This window comes from Undibacterium sp. TC9W (assembly GCF_049339865.1).
Lineage (GTDB): Bacteria > Pseudomonadota > Gammaproteobacteria > Burkholderiales > Burkholderiaceae_D > Undibacterium.
Map to the genome: position 1 here is coordinate 338282 of NZ_JBMPPJ010000002.1, position 24544 is coordinate 362825.

Below are 24544 nucleotides of genomic sequence, written 5' to 3' on the forward strand. Positions count from 1 at the left end.
GTCAGGTGTATCGTCAGGCGCCATTGTAACGCCTGACTCGTGCAGCTTCATAGACAGTATCAGCTTAAGCTCAGCTTGAGTTGTAAATTTGCTTCTACATTTGTTCCTACACTTGCTTGTAGATATGGTTCCGCACCGTCATTACCAGTATCAAACAAGTCTTTCGCAACACCCATGGCTGCAGCAATCACCTGCATATCATGTTCGCTGACGGCAAACAGGCCAAAGCGGAATTGATAACCCCAATTTTTCACTCCTGCAGAAAATTCCAGTGTCTGCAGCAAGGGCAGGATGCTGGCGTGCTGTGATGGCGTCCATATGACGTCACGCCGGAATGGATGAAAATCATTTCCCATGTCTGCCTGATAGGCTTCGCGCGGCCTGACCCTGCCTATGGCAGTGAAAGTCTGCAATCTGATCTTGCTGCCAAAGACCTGGCTAGGTGAGTAATACGCGACCCTGTCACCCGCTTGCAGGCGTCGCAAAGGTGCTGCCTTGCCATGGCAGACTTGCATGTAGCCATCTGCCTGACCACGCAGCACGTGGTCGGCAGAAGCAACAGCGATCCAGTTACGGCACTGTTGTGCAGCCACGATCAGGCTGGCGCAAAAACGCGCAGGCGGTGACCGTCAGGGTCTTGCGCGACGAAGGTATAGCCAAAATCCATGCTGCAAGGGTTTTGGATTATCGTTGTACCGCGCGTGGCCCAGGTGTCATGGGTGCTATCGACTGTGGCATTGTCAGCTACTGCAAAAGCCAGCTCACTGCCACCAGCCTGGGTAGCGCCCGGTTCTACCGTGTGTTTTGACCACAAACCCAGTTTGTGGCCTGAGTCCAGTATGAACAGGTAAAAAGTAGGGGATGCTTCTACTGGTGTCAGGCCCAGTATCTTGCTGTAAAAGCCTGCGCTGGCTTCTGGACTGTCGACATATAAAAGGACATAGCTTGGGGTCATCATGGTGTCTGCTCCTAGAGGTGATGTTGTTTGCATTGATATGTTGTTCAAGGCAAAGACATCTTAGGATGTGCTAGTGTCAGTTTCTGTCAGCAGTGATGGCATGATGAAAAAAAGCCTGCATTTGCAGGCTTTCGGTAAAGTACAGGCTTAGCTGGTACCAGGAACCCTTTGACCGGCATCGTAATAAAGCGCCGGGATTTTTTTCTGGCTGAGCATCATCATGGCAAGGCTGGCCAATGCCAGCATGAACCAGTTGACCCCTGGCATTTTCAGGAACTGGGCAAAATCAAACAAGGCGCCACCCGCGAGGCTGCCGACCATGGTGCCCATGCTTTGGTAAAACATCTGCTGCGACATCAACCTGCCAGTATCCGCTGCCGATTTGTTGGCAAAGCGTGCGACCAGCACATCCAGCGAAGGTCCATAAAATACCTGGCCAAAAGACAGCAGAATCGCAGAAACAATGACGGCAGCGGCGCTATGGGTAAACACTACCATGATGGCAAAGCTGACAAACAGGCAGGCATAGCCTATTTTCAGGAAACGGAAATGGTCCAGCGTGCGCACTGCACGTTTGGAAATCGGTATCTGGAAAAAAATGATCACCAGCGCCGCCAGCCAGAAAGGCGTGGAGACCGGTATCTCTGGTGTGAACTTCGGAATATGCAGGCTGAAACCTATCATGGGCTGCACGGCAAAACACCAGAATACTGAATTCGACAAATAAAACATCAGTGGCAGTTCTACCGGTTTTTCTGATTCAGCAGCGGCTATCGCAGTTGTACGGGCTGCTTCATCTGCCTGAGCTTTTTGTTCCAGCGCCAGACTCTCTTGCTCATGCTCGCTGATGGCACGCATGGCAATCAGCATGAACAACCCATACACGATGAAGGTGATCAGTACGATCAGGAACACCAGCTTCAACTGATCATGCGGTACAAAACTGGCAGTCAGGTAGCCGCCAACCAGACCCATGCGTATCGCGAAAGCCAGTTTGCTGAAGATGGAAGTCTGATCCAGACCCTTGAGTTTCAATAAATAATTTTTCAATCCCGGGAAGGACAGGCCGCTACCCAGGCCCGCCAGCAAGGCAAACAGCGCCAGCGCCCAGGCCTGATTCAGGTAAGCCATGAAGTACAGGGCGATGCCTTCGAGCAGGATATTGCCTGAGATCGCCAGCGGGTGGTTCGCCATACGGGAAAATCTGCTACCCATATAAGAACCCAGCACCCGGCCCAGGTTCAAGCCAAACAAAATTGATGCTGCCCAAAACCCCGAGAAAGCCTTGCCCGTTTCAGAGACAATGATAGGTGTATATAAAGCAACGCCACCAGATGCGATGGCGACACCGACATAAATCAGATAGGAATTGAAGACAGGATCGAATTTCTTGGTTTGCATAGGTCAGGGCGTCAGCGCCTGGGCAGCGCTAAAGATACTTAAAGCAGGAATGTTAAGAAGTGCAGATCGTTAAGACAGAACTTCATGTTGTGATGCTGCACAACAGAAAAAGTTCATCGATATAAGCAAATCAAATAAGCTTTAAATTGTACGCCTAATTTTAAAAACCTGTTGCCGGGTCGCAAGTTTTGACGAACCCGGCCTGAATCGGGACTAAATCGGGCCAGTGAGGTGATCCCTGATAAACCCTAGAAAACCCTAGAACCAGATTTTTCCCAGATACAACCAGGCCCAGCCCGCCATCAGGCACACGCTGAGCAATAGCAAACCAGTTGCCCCGTTTGGCCGCAAGATACCGAGATAGCCTATGGCTACCGTTGCCACACCTTTCTTGACGCGCTTCATGCTGCGCCAGCGCTGTATGAATTTCAGCATGGACAGGACAAAAGTAAACGTCGCACAGGACAGCAAGGTCACCCTGAATACATTCAGAAGATTGAGTTCACCCATCGATATTTTTTTATACGCCAGACCAACCAGCGCCATCAAAACGGCTGCACCTATGGAGATGGCCACATTCGCATACATGGTCTTGCGGCTATTAACTGCAGCGTCTTCGAGCTCACACTTGAGTAAATCCACTTTTTCATTGATCAGTGTGGAGGTTTCATGTTTGATCGCCATTATGCGCTGGTCTATCGCCGCACCTATCTGCGCCGTGGAATAATCAATCAGCTCCCTGATGTCATCCTTGGTCATGCTGCGCTGGCTATGGATTTCATCAGACAGCAGGGCGATATTCCTATCTACCTGCTCGCCAGCCTGGCGTATCACTTCAGACAATTCATTACTGACCTGGTGGATGGACCTGTCCACCAATGGTGCTACCCGTTCATCAATGACACGGTTCAGACTCTGTTCAAAGGCAGATGATGCCTGTTTCAGATTCAATGGGTCAAACGCCATCTTTTCTCCGGTGAATAGCTTCGTACCTGAGTATTTGATGTTGCCGCTGGAAATTTCAAGACCAGCACCCTGATTGGGGCTAAAACTCTTTGTTCAATGCATATAGTCAGAGTCTAGTCATGTGATACCAATAAGACATTAAAACGGTACCTGGGCATTTTTGATTTAAATTTTGCAATCCTTTGTATACCCTTAAATTGCTTCCTGGGCAACGAAACAGCCAAATACCTGTTTGGCTATGTGCTTTGATGCTTCAGGCCAGCTATCTGAGACTGTTCAGATATACCAACTAGTGAACAAAGGATACTTATGTTGATCAAAAAACTTACTCTCATCGCGTGTGCAGCGGTGGGTATGCTCGCCAGCTCTTTTGCTAATGCCCAGACTTATCTTGGTGCTTCCGTAGGCCAGAGCGATAACAGCAACTACTGCAATTACGCCACAACTTGCGATTCCAAGGCCACCAGCTACAAGCTGTTCGGCGGCTATAACTTCAACAAGAATTTTGCAGTAGAAAGCAGTTATTTTTCTGGTGGCAAAACCTCAATCAATTCAGGTGTGCCGCTAGGCCATAGCGAACAAAAGAAAACCGGCTTCAGCCTGGCGGGCGTGTATAACTATGAATTCAATGAGGCTTTTGCCGGGTTTGCCAAACTCGGGATTGCGCGCGTGAAGGCAGAAACGACTTACGACACTTCAGGCCTGCCTTCCTATTCAGCCTCCAATACGGGCAACCAGGCACTGCTTGGGGTAGGCGTGTCTTACAAGATAACGCCTAACGTAGCTGTTCGTGCAGAATTCGAGAAATACAATGCCCGGACGTTCTCGAATAGCGGCACTTCCGGCAGCAATCTGTCGGCTGGTTTGCAATACAATTTTTAATTGATTGTTTCCGGTGGTGTTGATGGATAAATTCCATCAACGCTCACGGTATCTGACGATGAAGTGATGAAATGATGAGCCGTGCCTGGGGTTTGGTTCAGTTTCAGGCCTGGCTCTTTTTAGTGGCTTTGCTGGTCTTTTTGACTGGTACTGGCAAAGCATTCGCAGTGGCACGCGCCAGGGTGGTCAGACCATCCCGGTCTTCCAGTAATTCACTGTCGATGAGGTACCAGGGCTTGGCCTGAGGGTAGGGCTGTGCTTTGGTGATTGTCGCTGGTAACTGCGTTAAAAATTGCTGCCCCGCCGTTGTCGGCTTGATGAAGAGCTGATCATCGCATATCAGCGCAAACATCTTGCCCGACATATACAGCGCGTACTCACCAAACATTTTTTTCGCGACCACATCTTCGCAACTGCTTAACTGGTCGAGAATAAATTCTACAAAGCTTGCTTGTGAGCCCATGGTCTCGCTCTGGATAAAAATTGAATTTTAATCTGGACGACGAAAATCATCAGCTATCCAGGCCCTGGCATTTTGCTGGTTCAGTTTATAGTTGGGGGCAACCCTGACTCTCGCCAGCTCGGTATTACCTGCATCTTGCGCACTGAGCCAGGCATAGGGATCATCCTCATCCGGCACGATGTCTAGCATGATCTTGAAGTCTGCTTCATCGGTCGCGACCATCAGGCTCTTGTGCAATGTTGCATGTAGTTGTTGTTCATGGCGGCGTATTACCTCGGATGCAGTTTTCACCAGTGTGCCAAAGGCATTTGCATCCAGTGGCTTGGGATTTTTTTTATCGCGACCCATGGTCCACGGGCCAACCAGTGCAGGTTCAGGTTCACCATCCTTGATCATGGCAACTGCCCAGCCTTCATCGTCGTCATTCTTGATGACCTGGGCTGTCCAGCCCTTGTCGCGCCACAGGCGTGGTTCGTGGATCTTGTTGTCCTCTTCCTGAGGTACCTGATCTTCTGATGTGTAATCGCTATTGTTGTCGTTCATCAAGGGAATTCCCAGTTTATTTTTTTTCAGGCTGCACATGCTACACGCAAGTTTTCAGTTTGTCTGAGTCCTTTTCAGTTTTGTATGGCAGTGCGGCCAAACCATGCCTGGCGCGGGCTTGCTGGCACTTGTCGTCACCGACCTGCACCTCGCGGCAAGGTGAGGGTCTTTGCTCATACATATTACATTTCACTAGTTTGCCTACTTCTCCCACCAGTGCCTGACAGTGCGGGTTGGACTGGTTGGTGCCACGCAAGCAAGAGTAAACCGGTGTCAATGCTTCGACCATGGAATCTTCTATGCCATTTTCCTCGGCCTCGGCCCAGTAAAATGAAACCCGGTAACTGGCGCAGCAGGCTCCACAATCGAGGCAGGGTTCGTAGCTGTCTGTAACTTGTATTTCCATAAATGTAAGTGCTTCTGAGATTGGCCGTCTTGACGACAGGCCCGGCAACTGAACAATGTGAAAAAGAAAAATCTGCACTGACCTTAACACATGTCCGGCGAGAATTTTAAATCCACTCTTTTTGCCTGGAAAGGGGCATGCTCAGCTACCTGCTCAGTTACATGCCCTAGGCCTCATTTGATATGTGTCAAACCGCCTGCTTGCCTGACTTGTCAATCACTGTGTCGCATACTATTTTGATCACATAGCAAGTACGGATTTTCATTTTGTGTCATATTTTTCTGAAGGAGAGACAAATGGGAGCACTAAGCAATCGTGGTAATTTTTTCGATGATTTTTTTCGGGACGTCAATCCAGGTTTCTTTGTAAGACCATTGCATGGCGATCCTTTGCCTAGTCCGGCACAGATCAAGCTTGACCTGAAGGAAACTGATCAGGCCTATACTGTGCATGCAGAGGTACCTGGCGTTGCCAAAGACGATATCCATGTCACACTGGATGGCAATGTGGTTACATTGCGGGCAGAAATCAAGCAGGAAGACAAAACAGGTCCAGACCAGAAAGTCTTGCGCAGTGAACGCTATTTTGGCGAAGTATCGCGCAGCTTCCAGTTGCCGGTAGAAATAGAAGCGAGCGAGGCCACGGCCAAATACGATAATGGTGTATTGAATCTGAGCTTACCTAAAAAGCGTGCGGCCAGCGGAGTGCAAAAACTTAAAATAGAATAGGCAGCCAGCATTGCAGGAGGAGACTTGAGCAGCATGGCAAACCATGCTGCTTTTTTATTGCTGGCGGGCCCCTTGTCTGAGTGAAAAAAACAGACCACCTGATATCAGCATGGCACCCAGCAGCAAAGATATGGTCATGGTCTCCCCCAGCACGAGAACGGCCAGGCTTACTCCCACGATAGGCATCAGCGCTGTGAACATCGACGCTTTTGCTCCCAGTTGCTTTACTGCCAGGTTGAATAGCAAGACAGATACCACACTGACCAGCAAGCCCTGATAAACCGCCTGTACCGCAATGGCACCGGCATCAAGCTGGAACAGGCTGGTACCGGCAAAATAAAAATACACAGGCACATACAACAATCCACCCACCTGTACTACGCTGACCACGGCCAGGGGATTGGTATTCCAGCGCCGCATCAGTACCGTATAAAACGACCACATCAGCGCAGCCAGCATGAACAGCAAGTCACCACGCCAGGCCTGGGCATAAGCGGCTGATGGCGCTTGCAGTATGCTGCCAGCCTTGACCACCACCACCCCGGCTAATAACAAGCCCAGGCCCAGCATGGGGATGCCATCGCGCTTATCCAGCATCAGTTTCGCCAGCAGGGACGTGAACAAGGGCGTAAAAGCAGGGTAGATCAACGAGCTGTGAGAAGCAGGTGCCCAGTGCAGTCCACCGACCAGTACCATGTTATAGAAGGGGCCGGCAAGCAGCAGCAAGACCAGCGCCCTGGGCCAGCCCGTGCCTGCGGCATTCTTTGCCCCAGCCTTGATGAAAAAAGGCAGCATGATCAGCCCGCTGACGGCAAACCGCAATACCGTCAGGTCGAAGATATCGAGTGAGGCGCGGTAACCAAAACTGGCAACCACAGGCTGCGCTCCCCAGATCAGTGCGACCAGCAGGCCATAAACCAAACCCATCAATTCCATCGCCTGCATCCTCTATGTAAGGGAGCTTTCAAAGTACCGAGTAATCGTTATTACGCAAATCTGTCAACAGCATGTGACCCGGCGCATGAGTGATACACAGCTCTGGTTTCGCATGCATCAGTGCTGCTTGCGGTGTGACACCACAAGCCCAGAATACCGGCAGCTCGCCCTCATTAATCGTCACTGCGTCACCATATTCAGGCTGGGCCAGGTCCCTGATACCTATCAGCGCCGGGTCACCGATATGTACAGGCGCACCATGCACGCCAGGGAAGCGTGAAGTAATCTGTATCGCCCGTATCGCATCTGCCGCCTTCATCGGCCGCATGGTGACCACTAGCGGCCCCTGGAATGCACCGGCAGGCGAGGTTGGCACATTGGTGCGGTACATGGGCACATTGCGCTCCTGCTCTATGTGGCGTATGCCTATGCCATTTTCTATGAGCGAATGCTCAAAGGTAAAAGAGCAACCGAGGGCAAAGGTAACCAGGTCGTCACGCCAGAGATCGCTGATGTCATCAGGCTCCGCCACCAGCTCACCATGGCGGAACACGCGGTAACGCGGTACATCGCTGCGGATATCAAGATCAGCTGCAAGGAAAGGCACGAACGGGTCGCCCACCTCTGAGACTGCAATCAAGGGGCAGGGCTTGGGATTCTTTTGACAAAAGCGATGAAAGTCGCTGGCATCTTTGGCTGGCAGTATCACCAGATTAACCTGTACATAGCCAGGAGCCAGACCCGAAGTTTCTTTACGCCATAAGCCCTGGCGTATGGCCAGGCGTAATTCTGAAGGGGACTGGGATATAAGGGATGTGGAAGACATGGGCGGCTCCATAGCATGGGAAGAGTGAGTACTTGTCAATGAATCATGAAAATCAGCACAACTCAGAACTGATAGAGCCAGTATAAAATGCAGCCTTGATAGAAGATAATTGAAGTTATTGCCAATAGTTGATAAGATTTATCTATCATGCGACCTTCACTACAACAGCTGGAAACCTTTTACTGGATAGCCCGCCTGGGTGGTTTTCATGCGGCGGCCAAACACCTGCACCTGACCCAGCCGACCATCAGCGCCAGAATCCAGGAGCTTGAAGACATACTGGGGTTGAAGCTGTTTGAACGTGGTGGCCACCGTGCCGTCATTACGCCAGTAGGGCGTGATGTACTGGTGCAGGCAGAAAAAATGCTGCGCCTGTCTGATGATCTTGAGCAAATCAGCAAGCGGCGCAACCCCATGCGTGGCCTGTTACGCCTGGGGGCGAATGAATCGACCGCCATGTCTGGTTTGATTGAGCTATTGGGGCGGCTGAAAGCCCAGTACCCCGATGTACGCATAGAGCTGACCATCGATGTGGGGGCCAATCTCAGCCGCAAACTGAATGCCCGTGAACTTGACATCGCCATTCTCAGCGACCCTGTCTCGGCACCGCATGTCGTAGATGTGGCGATAGGTCATGTCGATCTGGCGTGGGTGGCATCTACTCAAACTGTACTCAATGAGCAAGCCTTGCACCCGGCAGGCATGGCAGCCTTGCCTGTGGTTGCCATGCCTTCACCAACGACGATTTGCAATGTCGTCATGGAATGGTTCAGGCTGGCAGGCCATGAACCAGAAAACCTCAGCATCTGCAATTCCATGGCAATGATGATCAAGCTCGTTGCCGCAGGTCACGCTATTGCCGTGCTGCCACGATCCGTGGTTGATGCAGAAATCAAGAGTGGAATCATACGCACCCTGACAGTCAAACCACCGCTCAATCCATTGATGTATTACGTTTCCTATTTACGGCAGGAGCAGGGGCTGGCAGATGGCAACCTCGTCACCATGGCCCGTGAAGTATTGCAGCAAAGCGGATTGTTGTTACCTCTGTCGTTACCCTGACCTCACCCCTGACATTGCCCCTGCCACGTTAAAACCATCAGCCCGCTGCGGCATCAATTGTGTACAGATGCGCGCAGATTCGACGAACAGCCCGTGCATTTGGTTCCTCAAATTTTCGCTTTCAATCCCAAATATTGCGCTTCTGTCTCAATCTGCCAACTTGCAAATCAGGTATTGCCTATATTGCGCCATGTGCTTGCAATCAAGCAGCACCGGCGAAGCAATAAACCTGCCTTCGCACAGTTATTACCAGTTTGCAGATCTCTCCATGAGTGGGTCTGGGTTTCTTAATCCTGAATCCGAAAGCACAACGAACATGAAAAAAACTTCCCGCCTTCTCCCTGTGAAATTACTGATGGCAACGCTGGCCCTCGGTGCCATTCAGGCACACGCAGCAACGTCCATGTCAGACGCAGATATTCTGAACCTCCTCAAGCAGCGTGTTGATACAGACAAAAAAGCGGTGGGCCTGGTGGTCGGCATCGTCGATGAAAAAGGCAGCCGCGTGATCAGCTACGGCTATGCCAATCTTGCCGAGCGCCGTCCTGTCGATGGCGATACCCTGTTTGAAATTGGTTCCATCACCAGCGCATTTACCGGTGTGGCCATGATGGATATGGCAGAGAAAAATGAAATCAGATTGAAAGAGCCTATCGAAACCTATCTGCCTGATGGTGTCAGGATACCCTACAATGATGACAGAAAAATCACCGCTGCAGACCTGTCTGCACATCGCTCCGGCTTGCCTGCCTTGCCTGGTAACATCAGCCAGAATGGCAGTGAAAATCCCTACGCAGCTTACACCAGTAGCAAGGCCTATGAATTTTTATCCGGCTATCAAATGAAATACGATGTCGGCAGCCGTTATACCTATTCCAGTTTTGGTAATGGCCTGCTGGGTCAGGTGCTCAGTCAGCGCGCCGGTACCGACTATGACACCCTCATCAAGAACCGTGTCACCACACCGCTAGGCATGACAGCAACCAGTGTCAACCTGAGCGCAGACATGCAAAAACGCATGGCAACAGGTTATAGCAGCAAGGCACAATTTGCCGCCGCACCCGCCTGGAACTTTACTTCATTTGAAGGTGCAGGCGGCTTGCGCTCATCCGCCAATGACATGCTCAAATTTCTCGCTGCCAATATGGGACAGAGCAAGACAACTTTAAACACTACCATGCACAAGTTGCAGATACCATTCGAAATGGGCAATCGCCTCTTGTTTGTCTGGGGTGGCTATAATAATAAATTCGACAGTTCCATCCTCGGGCTTGAAGGCAAGACTGGCGGCTATAGCAGCTATATCGCCTTCGATAAAAAAGTCGGTAAAGGCGTAGTGATCTTGTCGAATGCCGATGTCAGCGTGGCGGATATCGGCAACAAGATTATCAATACCGAGTTCCCGCTGGCCCAGTAAGCTGAGGGCTGCAGGCAGAAGTGCCTGCAGCCTTCAGAAAAATTGGTAATAAAAAATGGAATGACATCGCTACAGCAAACATTGCAATTCAGTAGCCATATCAGGATGCGACCCTTGATCGTCATCCTGATAATGCACGTCCTTTTCTTCCTGGCTTTATCACGCAATTACACTCCGCAGACAGACAAGGCAGAGTTTGGAGCCGCAGTAACTTTTCTGACGCCTGTTACTCCGCAAACAGATACATTGCCGCCAAAAAATGAGTATCGAAAAGAAGAACATCAAGACGTAGAGCATCAAAAAGCAGATGATCAAAAGCTGCCACCTGCGGCCAAAAAAGAATCTGTGCAAGCACCAAGTAAGGCTGTAAGCCCGGCACCTATCGAGAAATTGTCCGCACCTACGGCAACAGCAAAATCATTTGCCGACATAACAGCTGGCACCGAAGCAGAAGTACCCGCCAAAGCCGCAGTCAGTCTTGCCCAGCTTCGCTCGCAGGCAACATCAATAGCCAGGGAATCGGCACAAGCTGAGGGCAGTGAATCCGGCTATACGGGTATTCTTGGTGATTACTACGGCAGCTATAACGGTGCCGATACAGGCACGTTTTATATCTACGTCGATCGGTTGGGCAACATCTTCGGCTCTGCCGATTCAGGCACAGCCCACAGCAGCTTCACGATCACCGGTAAAGTATCAACATATGGTGTCGTACAAATGACAGGAAAAGGCTTGGCAGGTTCAGCCAGTTTCGATGGCAAAATCAATCTCAAGACAGGTGGCGTATCTGGGCACTGGAATTTGACCGGTTTTGGAAGAGGGCAGTTCGCCGGGCAACGCGCTAAAGCTGGCAGTGGCAGAGCTAATTGAAAAATAATCGGGATATTTAAGCGATATAAACCCGCGAGAGTGGGGGGGGATGCACTTGAAGTCGGACTATTTTCTCCTCAAATCCTTCAAAGTCATCAATTGGTTAAAGACCGGTTTTCCAGCCACTGAATCCGCGGGGTCAGCCACAAAATAACCATGACTGCACCACACTTGCGGGCGCACTCGTTACGCGGGCGGGCAGCGTGCTACCGGCAGTCGCAGGTACTCCATATTGCCAGGATGCGACATGGGGGAGTGTTTTACTTTAAAAAATATGCTGCCATGTCCTAGCGTTTATCATGATGAGCAGACTGTAATTGAAGCAGTGCAGACTCCAGCCCACGGGCAAAGAGAGGGCCATCGAACAGTGAGCTGGCAGCTACTTGGTCGCGCAAGTTGCTACGCAGGGCTGCCAGTTCATCAAGTTTGCTTGCATAGGCAACAGCGAGATCAACAAATTCATCGCTATCTTTGGCGATCCAGTCTGGCAGTCCGGCATAGGTTAGCAGGCTTAGGCCCTGGCGCGAAGCCATGGTTTGCCCGGCCAGACTCAATGTAGGTACACCCATCCATAAGGCTTCACAGGTCGTGGTGCCGCCAGAGTATGGGAAACTGTCGAGTATCATGTCGACTTCTGCATGCGCAGCGAGATAGGCTTCGCGACTCGACGGCCCATGGAGCTCAAGCTGTTGTTCTGTAATACCCAGCTCAGCGAAACGTTTCAACAGATGCTGGCGAAAACTGGCGGACTGCAATTGTCTGTTCTGTAGCCTTAGCTTTGCTTGTGGCAGGCGCTTCAATACATCAGCCCATAGTGCGATTGTGAAATCATTGAACTTACCTGCTGACTGAAAACTACCAAAAGTCAGATGGCCCTTATTTCGTGCAGGTAATGGCGATACCTGCACATGACCACCAACTGGTGGGGCGAAACACAGGCGAGTGCGTGGAAGGTGGCAGATTTTTTCAGTAAAATATTCTGTCGTATTTTCTGGAACTGAAATCCTGTCAGCCAATACATAGTCCATGCCTGGTACTCCGGTACTGCCAAAATAACCAAGCCAGCTCGCCTGTATTGGAGCTGGCTTGCAGGCAAATAACGGCAGGCGATTATCAGCCGTATGTCCCGACAGGTCCAGCAGGACATCAAGTGCATCAGCATGGATCATTGCAGCAGCAACCTGGTCGTCCATACCTACAATGGACCTCCATTGAGAAAAATAGGGCTTGAGTTTGTCTGTCAATGTATCCTGGTGTGCGCTGCTGGCATAGGCAAACAACTCTATGGTTTGCTGGCTGAGATGCGGGATAACATTTTCGAGAAAATAACCGACCGGGTGCACGCGTAAATCGCCCGATACCAGACCAACCCGCAGACGTGACCTACTCGCGGCCGGTCGCGGTAGCCAGCTTGTATAGGGTTTGCGACGGGCAGCCAGTTTGTCGCGATAGAAATTGATTTCGGCACGGTATTCGTCCGGGCTACAATAAGTGCCAAAACCAAGATTAAAAAGCAAACTGCAATGGGCATCCAGATAATCAGCATCAGTAGCAAATGCTGTCCGGTATGCATCAAGAGCCTGCTCCATATATCCCTTGTCGCGCAAGACATCGCCTAAACCAGAATAGGCCCAGCCCTGCGCACCAGATTTCATGGTGGTGGCCTTGCGAAAACTAGCTTCGGCTTCGTCTGGCCGGGCTGCATTACGATAGGCATTGCCAAGATTGTGATAAATCTCCCCTGCATCAGGTTTGATGGCAAGTGCTTGCAAGTAACTGGCTACGGCTTCGTCAAACCTGCCCAAGGCTAGTAATACGATGCCCAGGTTAAAGTGTGCTTCATAACGGTCAGGTTCCAGTTCAATCAGTTTTTTATACCTGGTTTCTGCCATCTTATAATTGCCTTGGCGCTGCAAGATCATGGCAATATTACCTTGCGCCTCGGCAAGTTTTGGATTGATCGCTGCAGCCTTTTCATACGCAGACAGGGCAAGTGCATCATTACCATTCTGCCTGTCGATATTGCCGACAAAAATATGCAGAGCGGCCTCTTGTGGATGATGCATCAGAGCCTTTGCCGCAACATCACGTGCTGCAGTAGCATCGCCAAGCGTGAGATAGATATTGGAAAGATCATAACTCGCATCAAGCTGGGCAGCGTCAAGTTCCAGAACTTTCTGGAACAGCGCAATAGCCAGATCTTTCATGCCCTGTTCGCGTCTAGTGACACCAAGATTGTAAAGCACATAAACATCTGCCGGACTAATCTGCCTTGCCTGCTCAAGACTATCGACCGCATCATCAAACCTGCTTTGCAGGCGCAAGGCAATACTCAGATTGATATAGGCATCACCAAATTGTGGGTTGCTGGCAATAGCAGCCTGGTAGCATTGCTCTGCGTGTGCAAAATTGCCTGATCTGAGCAATTTATCTCCCTCATCTTTTGCCAATGCGGCAACGTTGTTACTGTGAGTGGATGGCGTTGCCGTCTGGTTTGGAGTAGGCGATGCTGTTTCAGGTTGACCGGACATACTTTTTTGTTGCGGGATGCTCATCTCTTTACCGCCAAAAAGTTTTTTCAGTTTATTGAGCATGGTAGGTATGAAGAAGAAAAATCATATTTTATACGGTTGCCTGATGAGTCTTTCCGATCGAAGTGTCAGGCACTCTCCTGTTGCGCTTGAAATCGAGGCGGGTAAGGCGAGCGAGAAATACGACAAAGGCATATTCAACCTGACCCCGCCCAGAAGCGCATAGAAAATAGCATGCAGAAAATAAAAATAGACTGAATCAGCCACGCCATGTCGACAAAATTGGAGTAACCGCGAACAGCATGCCATGCCATGCCATGCTGTACTTGGATGTGCTTATCGCATCGTTACCATTTTCTCTTTTTAACGGCATGCTATGTTCTCATGCAATGACTACCCCTATTTTTGATATTCCTAAACATAAGGGATGCATGTCATCTACCTCAAAATAGATACTTATTTTCCCCACGAGTCCTTCAAAGTCGTCACCCGGTTAAACACCGGCTTCCCAACTGCTGAATCCACGCGATCAGCCACAAAATAACCATGGCGTTCAAACTGCAAACGTGTATCTGGTGTGATGGTTGCCAGGCCAGGTTCAACATAAGCGCGTACCACTTCCAGTGCATTTGGGTTCAGCAAAGTCATGAAGTCTTTGCCACCAGCATCAGGATTGGCGTCGGTGAACAGACGGTCGTACAGGCGTACTTCTGCTTCCAGTGCGTCGGCGGCGTTGACCCAGTGGAGGTTGCCTTTGACTTTGTAGTTGGCGCTGCCTTCTGTCCCGGATTTGCTGTCGGCAAAGTAGTTGCAATGGACGGCGATGACATTGCCGTTTTCATCCTTGTCGCAGCCTGTGCACTCAACCACGTAGCCATAACGCAGGCGTACCTTGTTGCCGGGGAAGAGGCGGAAGTAGCCTTTGACGGGCTCTTCCATAAAGTCTTCCTGTTCTATCCACAGTTCTTTGCCTATCGTGAATTCGCGGTTGCCCAGTTCTGGATGGTGCGGGTGGATAGGTGCGGTGCAGGCGATGTTTTCGCCTTCAGGGAAGTTGTCGATGATGAGCTTCAGCGGGCGCAGTACGGCGGTGGCGCGTGGTGCCTTGGGGTCGAGGTCTTCGCGCAGGCAGCCTTCCAGCGTGCTGTAGTCTATCCAGCCGTCAGAGCGGGTCACGCCTATGCGTTCGCAGAACAGTTGCAGGGATTCTGGCGTGTAGCCACGGCGGCGTATGCCGACGATGGTAGGCATGCGCGGGTCGTCCCAGCCTGTGACGATGTTTTGTTCTACCAGTTGGCGCAATTTGCGTTTGCTGGTGACGACATAGGTCAGGTTCAGGCGGGCGAATTCATATTGTTGCGGTACTGGTTTTTTGAAGAAACCACCTTCGGCAGCGCGTTCTATGATCCAGTCATAGAAGGGGCGGTGATCCTGGAATTCCAGCGTGCAAATCGAATGCGTGATGTTTTCTATCGCATCTGACAGGGGATGCGTGTAGTCATACATTGGGTAGATGCACCATTTATCGCCAGTACGGTGATGGTGAGCATGGCGTATACGGTAGATGGCCGGGTCGCGCAAATTCATGTTCGGTGATGCCATGTCGATTTTTGCACGCAGGATGTGTTCGCCATCCTTGAATTCACCTGCCTTCATGCGGCGCAGCAGGTCGAGTGACTCTGCCGGTGCACGGTCACGGAAAGGCGAGTTCACGCCTGGTTTGGAGAAGTCACCACGGTTGGCGGCCATGTCGGCCGCGCTTTGGCTATCGACGTATGCCAGGCCAGCACCGATCAGGTATTCAGCGATTTCATACAGACGGTCGAAATAGTCGCTGGCATAGTGCAGGTGTTCTTCGCCTTTATTATTCCAGTCAAAACCCAGCCATTTGACGCTGTCCATGATGGTATCGACATATTCCTGGTCTTCTTTCTCAGGATTGGTGTCATCAAAGCGCAGGTGGCAACGGCCAGCGTAATCGCGTGCGAGGCCAAAGTTCAGGCAAATCGATTTTGCATGACCGATGTGCAGGTAGCCATTCGGTTCAGGCGGGAAGCGGGTGATGACTGTAGGCAAGCCGTCACGCGCATATTTGCCAGCAGCCTGGTCATTGTCGATGATGGCGCGCAGAAAGTTGGAAACTGGTGCAGGTGTTGCATTATCGTTATTTTTTATATCTTTGCTCATAGCTAATCACTGTTGTGAACCTTGTAAGGCACTTTATAAATAGGGAGATGACAAGCATTTTACCGTAGCGCAGCATGGATGGCGCGAAGTTTGCTCGTGGTTTGCTTGCAGTTTGTTCCTGCATGGGCAGGAATGCCTGCCCGATTGATGGTATCAAAGACAGTGTACCCTAAAATCTGGACTATCTGGCAATGCCAAATCTACATTTCACTTGATTCTACGCGATTCCGCCCACAATTCTTGGCATGATAAAGAGCATTGTCAGCCCGCTTCATCATCTCGTTGATATTGTCTGGATGGTAATAGCTGGTGACACCAAAGCTGGCGGTCTTTTTGCCAACGACTTCAAATTCATGGTTGGCAATCGCGCAGCGCAGTTTTTCTGCAGTGGCTATTGCTGCGTGGATAGTCGTTTCTCGGAAGATAACCAGGAATTCTTCGCCACCCCAGCGGCCCACAGCGTCCATGCTGCGTACATGGTCTTGCAGGATGCGGGCGATATTGATAAGAACCTGGTCACCGGTCTGGTGACCATGGGTGTCGTTGACTTGCTTGAACAGGTCTATATCGACAATCGCAAGTGAAAAACTGGTGCCATAGCGCTGGCTGCGCTGGTGTTCTTCATCCAGTATCTGTTCGAGCTTGAGGCGGTTATACAGGCCGGTGAGTCTGTCGGTGCTGGACAGGAGTTCGAGGTCATGGTTGCGCAATTCCAGTTCGCGGGTGCGGGCGACGACCAGGTTTTCCAGGTTGGCGTTGACTTCCATCATGGATTTATGGCTGGCTTCGAGCTTCTCTGCCATCTGGTTGAAGCCTGCTTCCAGCTCCTGCAATTCACCACCAGAATTTGCGGTGATGCGGGTATCAAGCTCGCCTTTTTCCATGCGGTGCACGCCATCAAGCAGGCGCGATAATGGCCGTGTCAGGTCACGGCTCATGCGCATGGCGAGTATGGACGCACAGACTGTGCCGACCAGGCCTATCAGTATGCTGAGGGCGACAAAGACATTCTTGGACTGGTGGCTGGCATGGGTGCTCAGCTCCAGATAGACCCGGCCCAGCAATTTTTGCTTGGCGGTCTTGTCATTCGGGATGCGGTCAAACAGGTCAAAGGCATCGGCTTCAGATTTACCCTGGTAAATCGGGGCGGCAAAGATCAGTGACTCATGGTCACCGCGCAAGATCTTGCCATTGTCGGCGGCTTTGGCATGTTCCGGCCCCAGCTTGCTGGGTTTGCCGCTGACGGCCAGTACTTTATTGTCGGCATCGGTGATGACCACGGCTTTGGCATCATCTTCTTTCATGACTGACTGTGTCAGTGCCTGCAAGACTTCTCGGTTGCCGGAGAATGCACCATATTCACTGGCGGGTGCCAACTGGCGGGTGATGACGGTGCCGCGTGCCTTGATGGCACCATCAATTTCAGTAATACCAACGATGACAACCAGCAGTACCAGCAGGGCAGAAATGACCCAGACCGGGGCCAGCGCCAGGAATAATATGCGGTGGGCGAGTGGCCAGTTTTTCATTGGACACGCTCCGGCAATGATTTGATTTTGCGTGTCAGGCTGACTTCATCTTCCATTTCCAGGCTCAGTGAGCGGCTGACCTGGGTATTGATATTGACACTGAAGTAGCGTGGATATTGTGGCAGCGGCAGGTAGCCATTATTCGGCAATGTCGCGATGATCTCTGCTACCTGCTGGGCAATCTGGGTGGCAGAACTATAGACGCCAGCCAGCGCGCCGGCCTTGACGTAGGCGGCAGAAAATCCGAATAGCGGCACTTTTTGCCGGTAACTGGTCAGTAATATGCTGGGGATGTTATTACGGTTGTAAATGGCGGCATCCGGCAGGGCCAGCAGGCTGTCGCTATTGTTCAGCAAGCGGCGCAGGGCGGGCAGCAATTCAGAATCATCGGTGACGGTCTCAACATTGATTTGCATCTCCATTTCTTTGGCAATGGCTGACAGGCCGACCAGCATTTCGTTACCGTCTTTGCTGAGTAATAATCCCACGCGATTGCGGCCTGGCATGCTGGTGCGTATCAAACCCAGTTGCCGGTACCACGGCTGGTCAAAATAAATCGCCGAGAAATGATGCGGGTCCTGGTGGCGGCCATATTGCCTTGCTATTTTTTGAAAGGTATTGCGTGGCACCAGTACGCTCAATACCGCCATGGCAGGCGGCTTTTGCGCCATGGCTGTCATGGCCGGTGTGCCAACCGCGATCAGCAGGTGATTGTTGGCATTGCGCGGCACATCTTCTGCCTTGTAGGTGTTCAGGCTCAAGACCTTGATGGTATTTTTTGCGTTACCTTGTCCCTGCGCCAACAGACTGCTTAACTGGCTGGAAAATTCAGTATAAGCAGAGCCTTCCTCACTCAGCAGGATGGTGATGTTGTCCAGTGCCAGAACCGTTTGCGCATACAGCAAACTCAGGGTCAGGCCTAGCAAGTTGACTACATACCGCAAAAGCCTTGTTGACTGCCAATGCATGTTCACATGTCCAGTCTGAGATTCAGCCTCAGCGCCCGGCCTGGCAATTCATTGTCGTGCCGGTACTCAAAATACCGGGAATCGGTCAGGTTTTGGGCAATCAGCGAGCACTCGGCAGACTTGCCACCGAGCTTGAACTGATAATTGAGCCTGGCATCCACGCGCTTGTTGCCGTCGATGAAATAGCCACGGTTTTCGCGTGGGTTGTAGTCGGTGGCATTGAACTTGGTTTTTGCCATCTGGTAAGCTACCAGACTGCCGCTCCATTGTTCATTGACTTTATGGCTGAGCATGATGTTGTGGTTGTATTTAGGTAGCGAATCGCTATACACGACGCCATTCACATTATCACTTTTTACGCTACCACCAGAGAGGCCATAGATAAGCCGCGTATTGTCTGTCAGTTGCGCCTTTAGCTGCAATTCATAACCACGCATGATCGCTGTGCCTGCATTAAGGTTGCCGCTGGCAGCCGAGCGCTCGTTCCTGACGTCGATCAACTGGCTGTAGTCATCATAGAACAGGCGAAAATCCACATCGAGGTTGCCGTATTTACCGATATAGCCTATTTCGCTTGATTTGACTCTTTCAGTCTGCATTTCCGGCAAAGTCGGGTACAGGTTTGCACTGCGCCAGTAATTGTCATAAGTTTTTTCATACACAGAAGGCGAGCGCGTTGCGCGTGAATGACTCAGGCGCAGAGTATGGCCGGGCTGTACATGCCAGTTGACAGCAACCCTGGGGGTGGTATCAGTGCCGGTATAGGTATTGTTTTCTATCATGCCACCGACATTGAAGACCAGGTCAGGGCGGGCGCGCCATTCAAGATTGCCAAAAAAACGGCGCAGGTGGTAGGGGAAATCGCCATACAGATACTGGTTGTCGCCTACCCCTAGGTAGTAAGGTGCATACGTCTGGTCATAGCGTATGCTGCCACCCCAGACCAGGCGGGCGTTCTTGAATGGTGAAAAGGTATGCTGCACTTCCAGGTCATAGCGCCGCAAGATGGCATCGCCATCGCTGACACCGTCAGAGTCCTTGAGGCGTGCATACACTCTTTCTACCGTGTGAAAGGCTTGCACGGACAATTCTCCACCACCTTCAAGCGCGCGGCGCCAGTGCAGCATTTCAAAATGGTTTTCTGCCCGTCTGCTGATGGCGGAGACATTATTGTATTCACCAACTTCACGCGGGCCACCGTTATAGCCGAACTGGAATTCCAGCGTATCGTCAGAATTGACCTGGTAATCGGCGCGCAGGTTCAGGTTGTGTATGGTCTTGTTGTCATACTTGTTCAGGTTCCAGAAAGTGAAGCCGGAAGTTGGCTTCTTGATAGTGTCATCTTCACCCTTGTCGTCCCTGATGCTGGCTGTCAGTCGGTAGCTCAATGCACCAGTCTTGCCACCATAGCGCAAGATGCCTTCCTTGCGGCCATTGCCAAACGCCATGGACAGAGTGGTACCCTGGGTCTCCGCCGGGTGGCGGGTGATGATATTGATGACGCCAGAATATGAATTCGCACCGTAACTGGCAGAGTCTGGCCCGCGTATGACTTCTATGCGTTCTATGTCATCAAGGACGATGGGCAAGTCGCTCCAGTTCACGCCACCAAACAGGCTAGCATACACAGAGCGGCCATCGATCAGGACCTGCATGCGGTCTGAGGTCGTGGTGGTGACCATGCCGTGATAGGCAACCGTGCTGTCTGCTGAGTAATAGGGATCGGCATGGTAAGCCACATACATACCCGGTACCAGGCGAAAAATCTCGGACAAGTCCCAGGCACCAGAGTCCTTGATCATCTGCCTGTCTATGATGGTGACAGCGACTGGTGTTTCATTGATGGGTTGTGAGAGCCGGGATGCAGACAGCACCACAGGCATATCATCCAGAAATATCGATTCTTCACCGCCACCGGCGATTGCCACCTGATGTAGCAAGGAAAAGAACAGGACAAGACAGCCGGCACGCCTGTTCGGGCGTTTGCCAGTGTGATTGCTTTGGATGCCGCGTCTTTTTTTTGCTAACAAGATATGCCCCAGAGCCAAAAAATGCATTGATTCAGAGTAACACAGCGCGGGCAGGCAAATGTAGCCTAAATGCAAAGTGTCGAGCCAGAAGCCATCTTTGCGGCTTGGGAATTGTTGTTTTTATGGCGAATATTTTTGGACATGATGCTTTATTTGAAATTTGTATAATAGGCAAATTAAAACGCAATTTATTGACGGCATGATGAATTCACAGCCGTGAACACGCAGAAAATTAAAGTTAAATTAATATAAATTGCATATTTGAAAACTTCGATAAGGCAAAACTTCTGAACAGCTTGGGCAACAGGTAGAATAGCGGTATGACTACAGAATTAATTACCTCCCCTGAAGCGACCACCGAAGTTGTCGTCAGCAAGCCCTACGAGCCTGCCTTTGTCCATCTGCGCATCCACTCTGAATATTCGATAGTCGATGGCCTGGTGCGTATTGATGATGTTATCAAGGCAGCAGTAAAAGACAAACAGCCAGCAATGGCAATTACTGACCTGGCGAATTTGTTCGCCATGGTGAAATTTTATAAAGCCGCACGCGGCAAGGGCATGAAGCCTATCGCCGGTTGCGATGTGTGGATCAGCAATGATGTCGATCGTGACAAACCATCCAGATTGCTGTTGCTGGTCAAGAACAAGCTCGGTTATTTGCAGTTATGCGAATTGCTGGCGCAGGCCTGGCTGACTAACCAGCACAAGGGCAAGGCGGAAATTCGTTTTGAATGGCTGCAAAAAATCTTTGAAGAAGGCCAGGGCGGTGGCCTGATTGCCATCTCTGGAGCGCATTTTGGCGATGTCGGCGTTGCTATTGATAATGGCAATCTGGAACTGGCAGAGCAAAACGCCAGACGCTGGGCCAGCATTTTCCCGAATCATTTTTATATAGAAATACAAAGAGCAGGCCAGGCAAACATGGATAACCATGTGCGTGCTGCCGTGGCCCTGGCTGGCAGGCTCAAATTGCCGGTGGTGGCAACCCATCCTGTGCAATTCATCAGCAAGGACGATTACACCGCCCATGAAGCACGCGTCTGTATTGCCGAGGGCGATATGCTGGCCAATGGCCGTCGCGTGCGCAGGTTCAATGAACAGCAATGCTTTAAGACCCAGGCCGAGATGGCAGAGTTGTTTGCCGACTTGCCAGCAGCACTGCGCAATTCAGTTGAAATCGCCAAGCGCTGTAACCTGATGCTGGAACTGGGTAAGCCGAAGCTGCCAGATTTTCCTACGCCTGAGGGCATGACCATCAATGACTTTTTGGAGCATGAATCCCGGCGTGGTCTTGAGTTTCGCCTCAATCAAATTTTCCCGAATGAAGAAAAGCGCGAGAAAGAGCGTGCCCGTTATGAGGCGCGCCTGAAGTTTGAAACCGACACCATTATCAAGATGGGTTTCCCGGGTTACTTCCTCATCGTTGCTGACTTTATCCAGTGGGCCAAGAACAATGGCGTGCCGGTAGGGCCGGGCCGTGGTTCTGGTGCCGGTTCTCTGGTTGCATATTCACTGCTGATCACCGATCTTGACCCTTTGCAGTACAACCTGCTGTTCGAGCGTTTCCTGAACCCGGAGCGGGTATCCATGCCCGACTTTGATATTGACTTTTGCCAGGAAGGCCGCGACAAGGTTATTCAGTACGTGAAAGACCGTTATGGCAAAGAAGCGGTGTCGCAGATTGCCACCTTCGGTACCATGGCCGCCAAGGGCGCGATACGTGACGTCGGTCGCGTGCTGGACTTTGGCTATATGTTCTGCGATGGCGTCTCCAAACTGATCCCGTTCAAACCGGGCAAACAAGTCACGATAGCCGAGGCAATCGTGGAAGAACCCCTGCTGGCTGAGCGCCAGGAAAACGAAGAAGAAGTCAAAACCCTGCTCGACCTGGCGCAACAGGTAGAAGGCATTACCCGCAATATCGGCATGCATGCCGGTGGTGTATTGATTGCACCAGGCAAGCTGACAGATTTTTGCCCGCTATACACCCAGGGCGGCGATTCTGGCGTGGTCTCGCAATATGATAAAGACGACGTCGAGGCTGTGGGCCTGGTCAAGTTCGACTTTTTGGGTTTGACCACCTTGACCATTCTCGACAGGGCAGTGCGCTATATCAAGATGATGGACCCGGCCATGGCAGATTTTGATCTGGCCAAATTGCCGCTGGATGACAGGGCATCTTATGATTTACTGACAAAGGCCAAGACCGTGGCTGTGTTCCAGCTGGAAAGCCGCGGCATGCAAGGCATGCTGAAAGATGCGCGTCCTGACCGCTTTGAAGACATTATCGCGCTGGTGGCTTTGTACCGCCCTGGCCCTATGGACCTGATCCCGGATTTCTGCAAACGCAAGCACGGTGAGAAATTCGATTATCCTGATCCCCGTACCGAAGGCATTTTGTCTGAAACCTACGGCATCATGGTGTATCAGGAACAGGTTATGCAGATGGCCCAGGTGGTCGGTGGCTACTCACTCGGCGGTGCCGATTTGCTGCGTCGTGCCATGGGTAAGAAGAAGGCAGAAGAGATGGCCGAGCATCGCCAGATTTTCCGTGACGGTGCAGCCAAGGATGGTTTGCCGCAAGAAAAAGCCGACGAGATTTTCGATTTGATGGAAAAATTCGCGGGCTATGGTTTTAATAAATCCCATGCTGCCGCGTATGCCTTGCTGTCTTATCACACCGCTTATCTGAAAGCGCATCATGCCGCTGCTTTCATGGCAGCCAATATGTCGCTGGCCATGGATGATACCGACAAGGTCAAAATCCTGGTCGAAGATGCGATCGATATCTGCAAGCTCAAAATGCTGCCTCCAGATATCAATCTGTCCGATTATCGTTTCATGCCAGTTGCCGAACCCGGCAAAAAATCCAGCCAGATACGCTATGGCATGGGTGCCGTCAAAGGCTCAGGTCAGAATGCGATAGAAAGCATCATCACGGCCAGAAAAGAAGGTGGGCCATTTAAGGATTTGTTTGATTTCTGTAAACGCGTCGATAAACGCCAGGTCAACCGTCGCACGGTAGAGTCCCTGATACGTGCCGGTGCCATGGATTGCCTGGGCAAAGACCGTGGCGTCTTGCTGGCAACCGTCGATTTTGCGCTGGAAGCAGCGATGCAGGCAGAAGCCGCAGCAAACCAGGTCAGCCTGTTTGGTGATGACGATGATTTGATCGCGCCGCCAGATTACCTGGATGTACCGCCGTGGACAGACAAGAAGCGCCTGACCGAAGAAAAACTGGCGCTGGGCTTTTACCTGTCCGGCCATCTGTTTGATTCTTATGCGCCAGAAGTACGCCAGTTCATCAAGACCACTCTGGCCAAGCTGGAGCCTTCACGCGATTTGCGCCTGATTTGCGGCATCATTACCGGTGTGCGCACCCAGATGACACAGCGCGGCAAGCTGCTCATCGTCAGCCTTGATGATGGCACTGCCGTGGTTGAAGTGACGGTGTATAGCGAGATCATGGAAGAATTCAAATCCCTGTTCAAGGAGGATGAATTCCTGGCTGTGCTGGGCAAAGTGTCGGAAGACAGGTTCTCTGGCGGCTTGCGTATCTCGGCTGAAAAAGTCATGGATATAGGCCGCGCCCGCGTACAGTTCTCGCAAGGTTTGCGCCTGACGTTGACATCGACAGCAGACACCAAAAAGCTGCAAGAGATGCTGAAGCCACATTTGAACGCCGATGGTTGCCCGGTATTGATACGCTATCAAAACGCCAATGCCAGTGCTGAAATGTATTTGTCAGACCAGTGGCGGGTGAACCCGGATGATGTCTTGCGGCAGAACCTGGGCGAATGGCTATCCATGAAAAACGTCAAAATTGAATACGCCTGATT

20 protein-coding genes are annotated in these 24544 nt (G+C 51.3%); 6 read left to right on the top strand and 14 right to left on the bottom strand.

Annotated features, from left to right (window positions below; translation table 11 throughout):
• Window positions 1-59: 59 nt before the first annotated feature.
• From ACO0LN_RS03835 to ACO0LN_RS03850, 4 genes are all read right to left on the bottom strand, one after another.
• On the bottom strand, window positions 60-593 hold the full coding sequence (locus ACO0LN_RS03835; protein ID WP_422971125.1) for an EVE domain-containing protein: 534 nt from the start codon (window positions 591-593) through the stop codon (window positions 60-62).
• Between the two features lie 2 nt (window positions 594-595).
• Entirely contained in the window at window positions 596-958 is a 363-nt protein-coding gene (locus ACO0LN_RS03840; protein ID WP_422971127.1) for a VOC family protein, read from the bottom strand.
• Between the two features lie 147 nt (window positions 959-1105).
• Complete coding sequence (locus tag ACO0LN_RS03845; RefSeq protein ID WP_422971129.1) at window positions 1106-2359, bottom strand: MFS transporter; 1254 nt, start codon at window positions 2357-2359, stop codon at window positions 1106-1108.
• A 258-nt stretch (window positions 2360-2617) separates the two neighbouring features.
• Window positions 2618-3325 (bottom strand): hypothetical protein, encoded by a 708-nt coding sequence (locus tag ACO0LN_RS03850; RefSeq protein WP_422971131.1) that lies wholly within the window; start codon window positions 3323-3325, stop codon window positions 2618-2620.
• A gap of 309 nt (window positions 3326-3634) precedes the next feature.
• On the opposite strand from ACO0LN_RS03850, the gene ACO0LN_RS03855 reads away from it, so the two are divergent.
• Window positions 3635-4207, top strand: a complete 573-nt coding sequence (locus ACO0LN_RS03855) for an outer membrane beta-barrel protein (RefSeq protein ID WP_422971133.1) — start codon at window positions 3635-3637, stop codon at window positions 4205-4207.
• Between the two features lie 103 nt (window positions 4208-4310).
• On the opposite strand, the gene ACO0LN_RS03860 is transcribed toward ACO0LN_RS03855, so the two are convergent.
• Genes ACO0LN_RS03860 through ACO0LN_RS03870 form a run of 3 tightly spaced genes read right to left on the bottom strand, consistent with a single transcriptional unit; the run spans window position 4311 to window position 5619 of the window.
• Window positions 4311-4670 carry a TfoX/Sxy family protein gene (locus ACO0LN_RS03860; protein ID WP_422971135.1) on the bottom strand — a complete coding sequence of 120 codons (360 nt, stop codon included), beginning with the start codon at window positions 4668-4670 and terminating at the stop codon, window positions 4311-4313.
• 27 nt (window positions 4671-4697) lie between these two features.
• Window positions 4698-5213, bottom strand: a complete 516-nt coding sequence (locus ACO0LN_RS03865; protein ID WP_162059565.1) for a hypothetical protein — start codon at window positions 5211-5213, stop codon at window positions 4698-4700.
• Window positions 5214-5253: 40 nt separating this feature from the next.
• Window positions 5254-5619 (bottom strand): YkgJ family cysteine cluster protein, encoded by a 366-nt coding sequence (locus ACO0LN_RS03870; protein ID WP_422971138.1) that lies wholly within the window; start codon window positions 5617-5619, stop codon window positions 5254-5256.
• A 296-nt stretch (window positions 5620-5915) separates the two neighbouring features.
• On the opposite strand from ACO0LN_RS03870, the gene ACO0LN_RS03875 reads away from it, so the two are divergent.
• Entirely contained in the window at window positions 5916-6347 is a 432-nt protein-coding gene (locus ACO0LN_RS03875) for an Hsp20/alpha crystallin family protein (RefSeq protein WP_422971139.1), read from the top strand.
• 54 nt (window positions 6348-6401) lie between these two features.
• On the opposite strand, the gene ACO0LN_RS03880 is transcribed toward ACO0LN_RS03875, so the two are convergent.
• Both ACO0LN_RS03880 and ACO0LN_RS03885 read right to left on the bottom strand, forming a co-directional pair.
• Window positions 6402-7283 (bottom strand): DMT family transporter, encoded by an 882-nt coding sequence (locus ACO0LN_RS03880; RefSeq protein ID WP_422971141.1) that lies wholly within the window; start codon window positions 7281-7283, stop codon window positions 6402-6404.
• A gap of 28 nt (window positions 7284-7311) precedes the next feature.
• Complete coding sequence (locus ACO0LN_RS03885; protein WP_422971143.1) at window positions 7312-8109, bottom strand: putative hydro-lyase; 798 nt, start codon at window positions 8107-8109, stop codon at window positions 7312-7314.
• Between the two features lie 147 nt (window positions 8110-8256).
• Here ACO0LN_RS03885 and ACO0LN_RS03890 point away from each other — a divergent pair, with 147 nt between their 5' ends.
• From ACO0LN_RS03890 to ACO0LN_RS03900, 3 genes are all read left to right on the top strand, one after another.
• Entirely contained in the window at window positions 8257-9171 is a 915-nt protein-coding gene (locus ACO0LN_RS03890) for a LysR family transcriptional regulator (RefSeq protein WP_422971146.1), read from the top strand.
• A 316-nt stretch (window positions 9172-9487) separates the two neighbouring features.
• Window positions 9488-10588 carry a serine hydrolase domain-containing protein gene (locus ACO0LN_RS03895; RefSeq protein WP_422971148.1) on the top strand — a complete coding sequence of 367 codons (1101 nt, stop codon included), beginning with the start codon at window positions 9488-9490 and terminating at the stop codon, window positions 10586-10588.
• 105 nt (window positions 10589-10693) lie between these two features.
• Window positions 10694-11458, top strand: a complete 765-nt coding sequence (locus tag ACO0LN_RS03900) for a hypothetical protein (protein WP_422971150.1) — start codon at window positions 10694-10696, stop codon at window positions 11456-11458.
• A gap of 287 nt (window positions 11459-11745) precedes the next feature.
• Here ACO0LN_RS03900 and ACO0LN_RS03905 read toward each other — a convergent pair whose 3' ends face one another.
• From ACO0LN_RS03905 to ACO0LN_RS03925, 5 genes are all read right to left on the bottom strand, one after another.
• The gene (locus ACO0LN_RS03905) at window positions 11746-13989 is read right to left on the bottom strand and encodes a tetratricopeptide repeat protein (RefSeq protein WP_422971152.1); all 2244 of its coding nucleotides are present in this window, start codon (window positions 13987-13989) and stop codon (window positions 11746-11748) included.
• 456 nt (window positions 13990-14445) lie between these two features.
• Window positions 14446-16176 carry a glutamine--tRNA ligase/YqeY domain fusion protein gene (locus tag ACO0LN_RS03910; RefSeq protein WP_422971154.1) on the bottom strand — a complete coding sequence of 577 codons (1731 nt, stop codon included), beginning with the start codon at window positions 16174-16176 and terminating at the stop codon, window positions 14446-14448.
• A gap of 200 nt (window positions 16177-16376) precedes the next feature.
• The gene (locus ACO0LN_RS03915; protein WP_422971156.1) at window positions 16377-17705 is read right to left on the bottom strand and encodes a diguanylate cyclase; all 1329 of its coding nucleotides are present in this window, start codon (window positions 17703-17705) and stop codon (window positions 16377-16379) included.
• Window positions 17702-18673 carry an ABC transporter substrate-binding protein gene (locus tag ACO0LN_RS03920; RefSeq protein WP_422971158.1) on the bottom strand — a complete coding sequence of 324 codons (972 nt, stop codon included), beginning with the start codon at window positions 18671-18673 and terminating at the stop codon, window positions 17702-17704. Before ACO0LN_RS03920 ends, ACO0LN_RS03915 begins: the two co-directional genes overlap by 4 nt.
• A gap of 2 nt (window positions 18674-18675) precedes the next feature.
• Window positions 18676-20703, bottom strand: coding sequence for a TonB-dependent receptor plug domain-containing protein (locus tag ACO0LN_RS03925; RefSeq protein ID WP_422971160.1), 2028 nt, complete (start codon window positions 20701-20703; stop codon window positions 18676-18678).
• A gap of 320 nt (window positions 20704-21023) precedes the next feature.
• On the opposite strand from ACO0LN_RS03925, the gene dnaE reads away from it, so the two are divergent.
• Window positions 21024-24542 carry a DNA polymerase III subunit alpha gene (dnaE, locus tag ACO0LN_RS03930; protein ID WP_422971162.1) on the top strand — a complete coding sequence of 1173 codons (3519 nt, stop codon included), beginning with the start codon at window positions 21024-21026 and terminating at the stop codon, window positions 24540-24542.
• The last annotated feature ends 2 nt before the right edge of the window (window positions 24543-24544 follow it).

Coding starts and splice junctions, on each gene's coding strand:
- ACO0LN_RS03915 (WP_422971156.1), bottom strand. CDS start 17,705: ATGAAAAACTGGCCACTCGCCCACCGCATATTATTCCTGGCGCTGGCC.
- ACO0LN_RS03885 (WP_422971143.1), bottom strand. CDS start 8,109: ATGTCTTCCACATCCCTTATATCCCAGTCCCCTTCAGAATTACGCCTG.
- ACO0LN_RS03920 (WP_422971158.1), bottom strand. CDS start 18,673: ATGCATTGGCAGTCAACAAGGCTTTTGCGGTATGTAGTCAACTTGCTA.
- ACO0LN_RS03840 (WP_422971127.1), bottom strand. CDS start 958: ATGATGACCCCAAGCTATGTCCTTTTATATGTCGACAGTCCAGAAGCC.
- ACO0LN_RS03875 (WP_422971139.1), top strand. CDS start 5,916: ATGGGAGCACTAAGCAATCGTGGTAATTTTTTCGATGATTTTTTTCGG.
- ACO0LN_RS03850 (WP_422971131.1), bottom strand. CDS start 3,325: ATGGCGTTTGACCCATTGAATCTGAAACAGGCATCATCTGCCTTTGAA.
- ACO0LN_RS03845 (WP_422971129.1), bottom strand. CDS start 2,359: ATGCAAACCAAGAAATTCGATCCTGTCTTCAATTCCTATCTGATTTAT.
- ACO0LN_RS03865 (WP_162059565.1), bottom strand. CDS start 5,213: ATGAACGACAACAATAGCGATTACACATCAGAAGATCAGGTACCTCAG.
- ACO0LN_RS03880 (WP_422971141.1), bottom strand. CDS start 7,283: ATGGAATTGATGGGTTTGGTTTATGGCCTGCTGGTCGCACTGATCTGG.
- ACO0LN_RS03895 (WP_422971148.1), top strand. CDS start 9,488: ATGAAAAAAACTTCCCGCCTTCTCCCTGTGAAATTACTGATGGCAACG.
- ACO0LN_RS03905 (WP_422971152.1), bottom strand. CDS start 13,989: ATGTCCGGTCAACCTGAAACAGCATCGCCTACTCCAAACCAGACGGCA.
- ACO0LN_RS03910 (WP_422971154.1), bottom strand. CDS start 16,176: ATGAGCAAAGATATAAAAAATAACGATAATGCAACACCTGCACCAGTT.
- ACO0LN_RS03870 (WP_422971138.1), bottom strand. CDS start 5,619: ATGGAAATACAAGTTACAGACAGCTACGAACCCTGCCTCGATTGTGGA.
- ACO0LN_RS03890 (WP_422971146.1), top strand. CDS start 8,257: ATGCGACCTTCACTACAACAGCTGGAAACCTTTTACTGGATAGCCCGC.
- dnaE (WP_422971162.1), top strand. CDS start 21,024: ATGACTACAGAATTAATTACCTCCCCTGAAGCGACCACCGAAGTTGTC.
- ACO0LN_RS03860 (WP_422971135.1), bottom strand. CDS start 4,670: ATGGGCTCACAAGCAAGCTTTGTAGAATTTATTCTCGACCAGTTAAGC.
- ACO0LN_RS03900 (WP_422971150.1), top strand. CDS start 10,694: ATGCGACCCTTGATCGTCATCCTGATAATGCACGTCCTTTTCTTCCTG.
- ACO0LN_RS03855 (WP_422971133.1), top strand. CDS start 3,635: ATGTTGATCAAAAAACTTACTCTCATCGCGTGTGCAGCGGTGGGTATG.